Genomic DNA, 11937 nt, shown 5'->3' on the forward strand with positions numbered 1-11937 from the left:
AGTTATCACGGCGCAATCGCCTCTGCCAGCCACGTCTGAAAACGCGCATAGGGTATGTAGAGTGCCACATCGCTATACAGCGTTTTTCCGCTTTGGTTATCATCGATCCGCCGGCTGTATCCTGTGATCACCCCAGCCAGCGTGTCATCACTGGCGTTATAGACTGCGCCGCCTGACATACCTTTCACTACGCCAGCACTGGCCGCCACCACCACACAGTTTGCTTTGTTCCAGCTGTTTACCAGCGTGGTATTCACCAGGTTCTCTCCGCTGGAGGCGACCGGCAGGGCAGAGATAAAGCTATAGCCATAAAGATTTACGCGATCGCCAATGTGGCCGTTACGGAACGCCGGCGGCAGGTTGCCCGCCCGGTTTTTATGGTAAACCACGGCGAGATCGCAGTCGGGGTGCCAGGCTTTCACCCGGTAGAGTGAGTATTTCGCCACGTGTGCCGCCGTCAGGCTGTAGTCGGCGGTGAGCGGGATAGTCGTGCCCAGCGTGCCGACCCCAAGAATGGTGGGAATACCGGTAACGGTCATATCCACCCGGCGCGCAGCTTCTTTACTGTATTCATAGTGTCCAACCGAGCAGCCGCTGAGGCAGCACGCCGCCAGCGCAATTATCCAGCGCATCTCTTTTTTCTCCTGTGGGGCGCTCACCTGCGCGCTGCGTTCTGACCGTTACCCGCTTCCGCCGGCTGAAAACCGGGCAACGCTATCACTATCCGCCACCGCGCCACAAGCCGGACCGGCGCTGATTATTGCCGCGCCGGCAATATAGCCTTGCGGCGCACAGGGTGGTTGCGCTGCCAGGGCTGTGTTTTAATGCAGCGTGACGCAGTTCAAATATTAATAAGCGTTCTGTTTTACCGTGCTGTGTTCGCAGTACGACCCGCCTGCAAAATTATCTTGGGAGAGTGTGTTATGCCTGTTGCATTACTGGCGCTGGCGCTGAGTGCGTTCGCCATTGGCACCACGGAGTTTGTCATCATGGGGTTGCTGCCGGAAGTGGCAGGCGATCTGCAGGTGTCGATTCCTTCAGCCGGCTGGCTGATCAGCGGTTACGCGCTCGGCGTGGCGATTGGCGCGCCGATTATGGCGCTGCTGACCGCCAGCCTGCCGCGCAAGCGCACGCTGAGTCTGCTGATGGTGATCTTTATTATCGGTAACGTGCTCTGCGCGCTGGCCTATAGCTATAACCTGCTGATGCTGGCGCGTGTGGTCACCGCACTCTGCCACGGCGCGTTCTTTGGCATTGGATCGGTAGTGGCCGCAAGCCTGGTGGCGCCCGGCCGTCAGGCGTCAGCGGTGGCGCTGATGTTTACCGGGCTGACGCTGGCAAACGTGCTTGGCGTGCCGCTTGGCACCTGGTTTGGTCAGCTGTTTGGCTGGCGTGCCACCTTCTGGGGCGTGGCGATTATCGGCATTCTGGCGTTTATCGCCCTGATTGTCAGCCTGCCGGCAAATAAAGAAGAGAAGCCGGTTCATCTGGCCAGTGAGATTAGTGCGCTGGCCAACGGACGACTCTGGCTGTCGCTGCTGATGACGGTCTGCTTTGCCGCGGCGATGTTTGCGCTGTTCAGCTATATTGCGCCGCTGCTGCTTCAGGTCACCGGCATCAGCGACCGCGGCGTGAGCTGGACGCTGTTCCTGATTGGCGCCGGCCTGACGGCAGGTAATATCATTGGCGGCAAGCTGGCGGACTGGAAAGTCTCTTTCAGCCTGATCCTCAGCTTCTCACTGATTGCGCTGTTCTCACTGCTCTTCAGCTGGACCAGCCATGCGCTCTGGCTGGCTGAAATTACGCTGTTCCTGTGGGCCATGGCGACGTTTGCCACTGTACCCGGCCTGCAGATCAACGTGGTGCGCCACGGCAAAGAGGCACCGAACCTGGTTTCCACGCTCAACATCGCTGCTTTTAACGTGGGTAACGCGCTGGGTGCCTGGGTAGGCGGCGCCGTTATTGCGCGCGGCTACGGCCTGACGGCAGTGCCGGTTGCGGCTGCCGCCATCGCCGCTGTCGGCCTGGTGGTGTGTGTCATCACCTTCCGCAACGCTAACGGTCAGGGCGATACGGTCCGCGTCTGATCAAGCTGCGCGGCGATAAGCCCCGGAAATGCTGCCACCTGCTGCTGCAGGTGGTGGCAGAAGCGGTCAACCAGCGCAGAGGCGGGCCGGTGCTGAGGGCGGATCAGGCTCACGGTAAACGGCACGCTGATACTGAAACGCCGCATCACCACGCCGCTCGCCGCGTAATCCAGCGCGGTGAGCGGATTTACAATCGATAAGCCAACCCCGGCGCGCACCATCGCGCATACCGACGCGGCGCTGTGCGTCTCCAGCACCAGCCGTCGCTCAACCTTCTGTTCCAGAAACAGCGCATCCAGCAGCTGACGATAGCTGTCATGCCGCGACAGGCTGACAAAATTCTGCTGATGGAAATCGGCAGGTGTCAGCACATCACGCTGACAGAGCGGATGCTGCGGCGGCAAAACGCACACTTCATCGCAGGTCAGCAGCGAGAGGCGTTCCGTGCCGGATGGCGCATGCTGTGTCTCAGTCAGGCCAAGATCGTAGCGCTGCGCCGACAGCCACTCCTCCAGCAGCGGCGACTCCTGCGGAATGATGTTCAGATTCACCTGCGGATAGCGCTGCATAAAGGGCTGCAGCAGAGGCGGCAGCAGCGACTGGGAAAATACCGGCAGGCAGGCCACCGACAGCTCGCCATGCCGGAACTGCCGTAATCCTTCCGCCGCATCGAGAATCCGGTCCAGTCCGTACCAGGAGCGCTGCACCTCTTCAAACAGACTCAGCGCCTGCATCGTGGGCTGCAGACGACCGCGCACCCGCTCAAACAGCGTCAGTCCCAGCTGCTGCTCCAGACGCGCCAGCTCACGGCTGACGGTGGGCTGCGAAGTGTGCAGCAGCGCGGCGGCCTGCGTCAGATTGCCACTGGTCATCACCGCATGGAAAATCTCAATATGCCGCCAGTTGATGTTCGCCATCGCTCCTCCATTAAAGGCATATCATATTTGCATAGCTGCCGCTAAAACAGATATTTCTGTGAATTAATGTGGTGTGGCTAAATGAGGGCAACAGTACAGGAGAATTGTTATGCCACGTCCGTTAGACACCACCGAATCTGCGCTTAACGCTACCCATCTGCTGCCGCTGGCGCAGCGCTACAGCGGTCCGTTCTGGGCCTATGACGCCGCCATTATTCAGCAGCGTATTGCGCAGCTCAGCCAGTTTGATGTGGTGCGCTTTGCGCAGAAAGCCTGCTCAAACATTCATATTCTGCGCCTGATGCGTCAGGCCGGGGTAAAAGTCGATTCCGTCTCGCTGGGTGAAATTGAACGCGCGCTGGCGGCGGGATTTGAACCGGGCGGTGAGGACATTGTGTTTACGGCGGACCTGCTGGATCTGCCGACGCTTCAGCGCGTGGCTGAGCTGCAGGTACCGGTAAACGCCGGTTCGGTAGATATGCTGCACCAGCTGGGCGCGCGTTCGCCGGGCCATAAAGTGTGGCTGCGTATCAATCCTGGTTTTGGTCACGGTCACAGCCAGAAAACCAATACCGGCGGCGAAAACAGCAAGCACGGCATCTGGTATGGCGATCTGCCGCTGGCGCTGGCTGCGATTCAGCAGCACGGTCTGCAGCTGGTGGGGCTGCACATGCATATCGGCTCCGGCGTGGATTATGCGCATCTGCAGCAGGTGTGTGACGCCATGGTCGATCAGGTGATTGCGTTTGGTCAGGATCTCAGCGCCATCTCAGCCGGCGGCGGGCTCTCTGTTCCCTACCGCTTTGATGAAGAAGCGATCGATACCGACCACTACTTTGGCCTCTGGAGCCGCGCGCGCGATCGCATTGCCGACCACCTCGGGCATCCGGTAAAGCTGGAAATTGAGCCGGGACGCTTCCTGGTGGCTGAATCGGGCGTACTGGTTTCACAGGTACGGGCGGTTAAAGCGATGGGCAGTCGCCACTTTGTGCTGGTTGATGCAGGCTTCAGCGATCTGATGCGTCCGGCTATGTATGGCAGCTATCACCATATTTCGGTGCTGCCAGCCGATGGCAGCACGCCGGAGGCAGTCACGCAGGAGAGCGTGGTGGCCGGGCCGCTGTGTGAATCAGGCGATGTGTTTACCCAGCAGGAGGGCGGCAAGGTGGAGACCCGCGCGCTGCCTGCGGTGCAGCCTGGCGACTATCTGGTGTTTCACGACACTGGTGCTTACGGCGCGTCCATGTCCTCTAACTACAATAGCCGCCCGCTGATCCCGGAAGTGCTATTTGAAAACGGCAGCGTGCGTGAGATCCGCCGCGCGCAGACGATTCAGGAGCTGCTGGCGCTGGAGCTGAACTGATGCGTATTTTGCCGCTCAGCAGCGTGCCGCATCACGCCAGTCAGATAACTGACTGGCTGTGGCAGGCGTTTGGCGATGGCACAACGCGTGAGTTTTATCACAGTGTCGTGCGCAGCAGCCTGAACGGTGCCGATCTGCCGGTGACGTTTGTCGCACTGGACGCGCACGATATTCCGCTGGGCACTATCGGTTTCTGGCGCTGCGATCTGATCAGCCGCCAGGATCTCTGGCCGTGGGCGGCAGCGCTCTATGTCGATCCCGCCTCACGCGGTCAGGGCGTGAGCGAGGCGCTGCAGCAGCACGTGATCGATTTCGCCCGCGATCGCGGCCACGCGCGTATCTGGCTCTGGTCAACGTTTTCCGGCTACTACGAGCGGCACGGCTGGGAGTATGTCTGCGAAGCGCTGGAGTTTCCCGCCGAGCGGGTGAGGGTGTATAAGCAGGATCTGTGACGGGAGCTGGTTCCGTTCGCCACGGGCGCGGGCGCCGGTTCCGTTCGCTGCGGGGCCCGGGGGCTGGTTCCGTTCGCTACGGGGCCCCGAGGCTGGTTCCGTTCGCCGTCAGCTGCGGCAGCTGCCTTTGCTCCGGCACGGCGACCGGGCAGAGGACGCCTGGCCGCGCCCTCTGCACTCCCCGGCCCTGCGCCAGCCCCGTCCGCCGCTGCGCGGTTCCCTCGCTCACGCCCGCTTCCCCGGGACCGGCCGCCATTCGCTCCTGCTCACCGCGCCCTTTCGCCGACGTCCTGTCGGCTCATCCCGGAACCGTGCCCTCCCTCGGCGGACCCGGATGGCGCTTCCCGCTGCTGCTGCTTTTTTTCTCTTCCTTAAATTTTTTATGGCTGAAGGTTTCGTGAAAACGCTTCAGACCACACCACAACACTTTTAAAAAACAAAATGAAGGATTTGCAGGCGGGGAGGGGGGCGCCATCCGCAGCGCCGGGCGCAGAGTGACGGCCAGGGCGAGCCGGCAGGACGCCGGCGAGAGCGCGGGCTGAGCAGGAGCGAATCCGCGCGGTCCGTTAGGGCCGGAGGGATAAGTCCGGGAATTCGCGAGGACGGCGCGGGGCGCGGATTGCTAAGGGGCGCGCCCACCCGCCCCTTAGCCCGTCCGCGTGCGGAGATGCCGCTGAAACTGCCAGAAGCCTGGCGGGCGGAACCCCTCCAGTGCCCCGCGCTGCTTAGCGCACAGCCGCGTGCTGCTGCCCCGGGGCCGGTTCCGTTCGCCGTCAGCTGCGGCAGCAGCCTGTGCCCCGGCACGGCGACCGGGCAGAGGACGCCTGGCCGCGCCCTCTGCACTCCCCGGCCCTGCGCCAGCCCCGCCCGCCGCTGCGCGGTTCCCTCGCTCACGCCCGCTTCCATGGGATCGGCCGCCATTCGCTCCTGCTCACCGCGCCCTTTCGCCGACGTCCTGTCGGCTCATCCCGGAATCGTGCCCTCCCTCGGCGGACCCGGATGGCGCTTCCCCCGGCTGCTGCTTTTTTCTCTTTCATGGTGGGATTTTATGGCTGGCAGCCCTGCGCCTGAGCTTCAGGCTTCGCCACTTTTAAAAATGAAAAAAATGAATTAGCAGGCGGGGAGGGGGCGCTATCCGCAGCGCCGGGCGCAGAGTGACGGCCAGGGCGAGCCGGCAGGACGCCGGCGAGAGCGCGGGCTGAGCAGGAGCGAATCCGCGCGGTCCGTTAAGGCCGGAGGGATAAGTCCGGGAATTCGCGAGGACGGCGCGGGGCGCGGATTGCTAAGGGGCGCGCCCACCCGCCCCTTAGCCCGTCCGCGTGCGGAGATGCCGCTGAAACTGCCAGAAGCCTGGCGGGCGGAACCCCTCCGGCGTCACGCGCTGCCGCAACCAGCCCCGCGCTGCTCAGCGCTCAGCTCTGCTCAGCGTCCAGCCCTGCGCTGCTTAGCGCCCAGCCCCGCGCTGCTTAGCGCGCTGTACAGCGCATCACTTATCCAGGCCCACCCACTGAGTGACGCCGCACCAGCGTCGGACTGAACATATTAGTGACTTCAGGCAGCTCGCTGCCGTGCGCCAGCGCCAGCGCCAGCTGTGCCGCCTGCTGCGCCATAGTGACAATAGGATAGCGCACGGTAGTAAGGCGCGGACGCACGTAACGTGACACCAGCACATCATCAAACCCGATCAGTGACATCTCCTCTGGTACGCGGATGCCGTTATCACTTAGCACCGCCAGCGCGCCAGCAGCCATCGAGTCGTTATAGCAGGCGACGGCCGTCAGAGACTTGCCGCGGCCCAGCAGCTCCGTCATCGCCTGCTCACCGCCTGTTTCATCAGGCTCACCCCAGGCCACCAGGCGGTCGTTACAGGGCAGGCCGTGTTCCCGCAGCGCATCGTAATAGCCCTGCAGGCGATCCTCTGCATCAGAAATGGTGTGCGTGGAGCAGATAAAAGCGATGTGCGTATGGCCCTGCTGAATAAGATGCCGGGTGGCGAGCCAGGCGCCATAGCGATCGTCAAGCGCAATACAGCGTGACTCAAAGCCCGGGATCAGCCGGTTCAGCAGCACCATACCCGGCACCTGACGCATCAGCATCTCCAGATCGTCTGCCGGGATTTTCTTGGCATGCACCACCAGCGCCGCGCAGCGATGGCGCATCAGCTGCTCAATCGCCTGCCGCTCTTTTTGTTCATTATGGTAACCGTTACCAATCAGCAGAAAGTTGCCGGTCTCGCCTGCCACTTCATCCACCGCTTTTACCATCGCGCCAAAAAAAGGGTCGGATACATCACCCACCACCAGCCCCAGCGTTTCAGTAGATTGCTGTGCCAGCGCGCGCGCATTGGCGTTAGGGTGATACTGCAGCTGCTCCATCGCCTGGGTTACCGCGAGGCGTGAACCTTCGCTGGCTTTGGGAGAGTTATTGATAACACGGGAAACGGTCGCAACCGACACCCCGGCCATACGGGCAACATCCTTTATGGTAGCCATGCAATTATCGACATCCAGGGAAAACGTTTACACATCGCATCAGTGTTACGGAAAAGCCCCTGGGCCGCAAGCGATCAGAATGCCAGCGTTGTCGCAAAAGCGCGGAAAATCAGCCGCTCACAGGCAGGCTTCTGGCGGAGTGCAGCCTCATGCTATGCTGCCGCGCATTCTCTGTTTATCTGCCGGACACTCTCATGAAAACACGCGTGCCGCACCTGGCGCACTGGGGCGCTTTTACCGCCGTGACGGAAGATGGTCGCCTGACAGGCTGCGAACCTTTCTTTGCCGATACCGATCCTTCACCGATGATCCACACCATCCCCGAGCTGGTTTACTCCGACAGGCGTATCCGCCAGCCAATGGTGCGCCGCTCGTGGCTGAAATCGCGCGAGAACAGCGATCGCACCCTGCGCGGGCGTGAAGACTTTGTGCCGGTCAGCTGGGACACCGCGCTCGATCTGGTGGCGGAAGAGAACCGTCGCGTACGTGAACGCTACGGGGCAGCCGGCATTTTTACCGGCTCATACGGCTGGTCCTCGGCCGGACGGGTGAACCATGCGCGGACGCTGGTGCGGCGTTTCTATTTTCAGGGCGGCGGCGGGGTCGATCAGCAGGGCAACTACAGCTGGGGCGCCGCCCAGTTCTTCCTGCCCTATGTGATTGGCACTTACATGCCGCTGACCGGGCGCGTAACCGACTGGCCGCAGGTGGTGGAGCATGCGGAGATTTTTGTCGCCTTTGGTGGCCTGGCGTTGAAAAATGCGCAGGTCGCGTCCGGCGGAGCGGGGCAGCACAGCCTGAAGCCGGCGCTGGAGCAGCTGCGCGCCAGGGGCACTCCGGTAATCAACATCAGCCCGCAGCGCGATGACTGTCCGGCGTGGCTAAACGCCGAATGGATCCCGATTCGCCCCAATACCGATGTCGCGCTGATGCTGGCGCTGGGCTATGAGATCCTGCGCAACGGCGCCACTGACGACACCTTCCTCGCTACGCACTGCACCGGCTGGCCGCAGCTGCGCGCTTACCTGCTGGGCGAAAGCGACGGCGTGGCAAAAACCGCAGCCTGGGCGAGCGCCATTACCGCTATTCCGGCCGCACGTATCGCACAGCTGGCACAGCAGCTGGCGGGCAGGCGCAGCTTTATGACCAGCGCTTACTCCGTGCAGCGCGCCCACCGCGGTGAGCAGCCCTACTGGATGATGATTGCGCTCTCCTGCATGCTGGGTCAGCCGGGCCTGCCGGGCGCAGGCTTCTCATTCGGGCATGGCTCAATGAACAGCGTAGGCAATCCGCGTCAGGAGGGACCGGCGCCGATGATGAGCACCGGGCCTAATCCGGCCAATCTGGCGATTCCGGTAGCGCGCATCAGCGACATGCTGCTGCAGCCAGGCGAACCTTACGACTTCTGCGGTGAGACGCTGCACTATCCTGATATCCATCTGGTGCACTGGGCGGGCGGTAATCCGTTTCATCATCACCAGCAGCTTAACCGGCTGGTCGCCGGCTGGCAGCGACCCGATACGGTGATTGTGCAGGATATTGTCTGGACGCCTGCGGCGCAGATGGCGGACATTGTGCTGCCGGTGACAACCACGCTGGAGCGCAACGATATTGGCGGATCGTCGCGCGATCGCTTTGTGCTGGCGATGCACCAGGCAGTCAGGCCACAGCATCAGGCACGCAACGACTTCGATATTTTTGCTGACATCGCCGATCGCCTCGGTTATCGCGACCGCTTCACGGAAGGGCGCAACGAGATGCAGTGGATTGAGCATCTTTATCAGCAGTGCGCACAGGCACATGCGCGGCGCGGTATCGCTTTCCCGGCCTTCAGTGAGTTCTGGGAGCGCGGGTTTGTGGAGATCCCCGAGGGCGGGAAACCCTATATCTTTATGGAGGAGTTTCGCGCCGATCCGCAGGCGCATCCCATCGCCACCGCCAGCGGCAAAATTGAGCTCTTTTGCCAGACCATTGCGGACTATCAGCTGGATGACTTCGCGGGTCATCCCACCTGGTGTGAGCCGCAGGAGTGGCTGGGTGCGCCGCTGAGCAGCGACTATCCGCTGCATATGATCTCAGTGCAGCCTGCCGACCGGCTGCACAGCCAGCTGGATGCAACCCCTGCCGTTCAGGCCAATAAAACTGCCGGGCATGAGACGCTGTCGATGCATCCGCAGGATGCCGCGCAGCGCGGCATTGCCGACGGGGAGGTGGTTGAGGTAAGCAATGCGCGCGGCCGTATGCTGGCCGGCGTGCGCCTGACCGACGGCGTCGCGCCGGGCGTACTGATTATCGCGACCGGTGCATGGTTCGATCCCGGCTTTGGCGGCACGTGGCAGCCGTGGGATCGCGCCGGCAACCCGAACGTACTGACGCTGGATATCGGGACCTCTTCCCTGACGCAGGGACCGAACGCCATGAGCTGCCTGGTCGAAGTCAGAAAACATCACGGTTGCACAAACCACTAACAATCTCACCGCTGGTTACATTTTGCGGGCAACTGTTGCGTTTAAGCAGGTGCAGGGCTGTCAGCTGGCTTGCTACAGTCAGGGTCCCAGAGGTATTGATGGGTGAACATCAAAACGTTTTCTTGATTACACCAACCTGCGCAGATGCGCAGGTTTTTTTTGTCCGTCATCTCTGCAAATAACTGAAACACAGTTTTCCTGTCAACTTGCCAGGCCTTTCTTTATAACAGCCGATAACCAGTCTGGATAACGACTCTCACCGCAGCGGAATGCTATGCCTCCGATTAAAAAATTTCTGGGTAAAGACCAGATTAAAGCCCCGTTTAACCCGTTTCGTTTTCGTCTGATCTGTCTGGGCGTGCTGACCTGTATGGGACTGCTGCTCGCCCGCGTCGGCGATCTGCAGCTGATCAACCATCCGATGCTGGAGCATGAAGCGGATCAGCGCTCGCTGCGCACCGTTACGCTGCCCACGAATCGCGGCACGCTGCTGGATCGCGACGGCCAGGCGCTGGCGCTGAGTGTACCGTCGCGCGACATCATTGCCGATCCTAAACGGGTGCTGGAGGCGAATCCCGACTTCAGCAGTGCAAAGTGGGGCTATCTGGCGGCGGCGCTCAGCATGCGGCCGGAAGATCTGCAGGCGCAGATTACGGCTAACCCGAAAAAGCGGTTTCTCTATCTGGGACGTAAGATTGAGCTGGGGATCGCCAAAGATATCGCCAAACTGCACCTGAAAGGGATCAGCTCGGTCTATAACGACAGCCGGTTTTATCCGATGAGTGAAGCGGCTGCGCCGCTGATTGGCATTGTGGGAGCTGACAGCAACGGGCTTAACGGGCTGGAGAAAGGGTTTGATCGGGTGCTGCAGGGCGAGCCAGGCAAAGAGGTCTATCGCCAGGATGGCGAGGGCAATATCATTTCGATGATCGATTATGAGCCGCCGAAGCAGCCGCCCACGGTGCAGCTCAGCATCGACAAGTTTGATCAGTTTACCCTTTATAGCAGGCTGCGTGACGGCGTGCTGCTGAATAAAGCGGACTCCGGCGCCGCGGTGCTGGTGAAGATCGATACCGGTGAAATTCTGGCAATGGCATCGTATCCCTCATTCAACCCGAATAATTTTGACAAGGCGACACCCGCCCAGATGCGTAACGTCGCCATCAATGACAGCTTTGAACCCGGCTCAACGGTCAAACCGCTGGTGGTGATGGAGGGCCTGGAGCGCCATCTGGTCAGGCCTGACTCGGTGATTGATACCACGCCCTACAGCGTCAATGGCCATCTTATCCGTGACGTCGGCCACTGGCCGCGTCTCACCATGACCGGCATTTTGCAAAAATCGAGTGATATCGGCGTATCGCATATTGCGCTGGCGATGCCGGCGGAAGCGCTGGTCAACACCTATCAGGCATTTGGTCTCGGCAAGCCTACCGGACTGGGATTAACCGGTGAGAGCGTGGGCTACTTTCCGCTGCATCGCGAGCGCTGGGCGGACATTGAACGTGCAACCTTCTCCTTTGGTTACGGCCTGCGCGTGACGCCGCTGCAGATTGCGCGCGAATATGCCACGCTGGGCTCGTTTGGCGTTTATCGTCCGCTGTCGATAACCAAAGTCACGCCACCGGTGCTGGGCAAACAGGTAGCCAATCCGCAGATTGTACAGACCGTGGTGCATATGCTGGAGAGTGACGTGCTGCCGGGCGGCACCGGTATCAAGGCTGCGGTACCAGGTTATCGCCTGGCGACCAAAACCGGTACCGCAGAGAAGATGGGCAGCAGCGGCAAATATGATGGCGGTTACGTGAACTATACCGCCGGGATCGCGCCAGCCAGCCATCCGGAGGTGGCGCTGGTAGTGATGATCAACCATCCGACCGCGGGCGATCACTTCGGCGGCTCGGTGGCCGCGCCCATCTTCGGCAATATTATGGGACCGGTGCTGAAGCACATGAACATTGCGCCGGATGCGCTTTACAGCAAGCCACCGCCAGATAAATCCTAGCTAAATCAAAATGTAACCAGCAGGATGCGCTGTTCATACCTGGTTGCATTTCGCTGAATACGGTTGCGTTTAGCCGCTGTTATTTCGCAGGCTGCTGCGCGACGATAGCGATCCCAGAGGTATGATTGGTGTGAAGATCGGCTGCTGCGGCAG

General features: G+C 61.1%; 8 protein-coding genes. 5 read left to right on the plus strand and 3 right to left on the minus strand.

Going from position 1 to position 11937, the window contains the following annotated elements; all coding sequences use genetic code 11:
* Nucleotides 1-5: 5 nt before the first annotated feature.
* The gene (locus FS690_RS10920) at nucleotides 6-632 is read right to left on the minus strand and encodes a hypothetical protein (protein ID WP_104085477.1); all 627 of its coding nucleotides are present in this window, start codon (nucleotides 630-632) and stop codon (nucleotides 6-8) included.
* A gap of 291 nt (nucleotides 633-923) precedes the next feature.
* On the opposite strand from FS690_RS10920, the gene FS690_RS10925 reads away from it, so the two are divergent.
* Complete coding sequence (locus FS690_RS10925) at nucleotides 924-2087, plus strand: MFS transporter (protein WP_071668563.1); 1164 nt, start codon at nucleotides 924-926, stop codon at nucleotides 2085-2087.
* On the opposite strand, the gene FS690_RS10930 is transcribed toward FS690_RS10925, so the two are convergent.
* Nucleotides 2063-3004: a LysR family transcriptional regulator gene (locus FS690_RS10930; protein ID WP_094112156.1), complete on the minus strand. Its 942-nt coding sequence runs from the start codon at nucleotides 3002-3004 to the stop codon at nucleotides 2063-2065. The genes FS690_RS10925 and FS690_RS10930 overlap by 25 nt on opposite strands.
* Nucleotides 3005-3113: 109 nt before the next feature.
* On the opposite strand from FS690_RS10930, the gene lysA reads away from it, so the two are divergent.
* On the plus strand, nucleotides 3114-4367 hold the full coding sequence (gene lysA, locus FS690_RS10935; RefSeq protein WP_145339620.1) for a diaminopimelate decarboxylase: 1254 nt from the start codon (nucleotides 3114-3116) through the stop codon (nucleotides 4365-4367).
* Nucleotides 4367-4819 (plus strand): GNAT family N-acetyltransferase, encoded by a 453-nt coding sequence (locus FS690_RS10940; protein ID WP_175540455.1) that lies wholly within the window; start codon nucleotides 4367-4369, stop codon nucleotides 4817-4819. The genes lysA and FS690_RS10940 overlap by 1 nt, the downstream gene beginning before the upstream one ends.
* A 1490-nt stretch (nucleotides 4820-6309) precedes the next feature.
* On the opposite strand, the gene galR is transcribed toward FS690_RS10940, so the two are convergent.
* A complete protein-coding gene (gene galR, locus FS690_RS10945) occupies nucleotides 6310-7311 on the minus strand; it encodes an HTH-type transcriptional regulator GalR (protein WP_039379986.1) in 1002 nt (333 codons plus the stop codon).
* Nucleotides 7312-7505: 194 nt separating this feature from the next.
* On the opposite strand from galR, the gene FS690_RS10950 reads away from it, so the two are divergent.
* Together FS690_RS10950 and FS690_RS10955 are read left to right on the plus strand one after the other, a co-directional pair.
* Complete coding sequence (locus tag FS690_RS10950) at nucleotides 7506-9779, plus strand: molybdopterin guanine dinucleotide-containing S/N-oxide reductase (RefSeq protein ID WP_039379984.1); 2274 nt, start codon at nucleotides 7506-7508, stop codon at nucleotides 9777-9779.
* A 274-nt stretch (nucleotides 9780-10053) separates the two neighbouring features.
* Nucleotides 10054-11784: a penicillin-binding transpeptidase domain-containing protein gene (locus tag FS690_RS10955; protein WP_145339621.1), complete on the plus strand. Its 1731-nt coding sequence runs from the start codon at nucleotides 10054-10056 to the stop codon at nucleotides 11782-11784.
* Nucleotides 11785-11937: the final 153 nt, after the last annotated feature.

Source organism: Pantoea sp. PSNIH1 (assembly GCF_007680655.1).
Taxonomy (GTDB): domain Bacteria; phylum Pseudomonadota; class Gammaproteobacteria; order Enterobacterales; family Enterobacteriaceae; genus Pantoea; species Pantoea eucrina.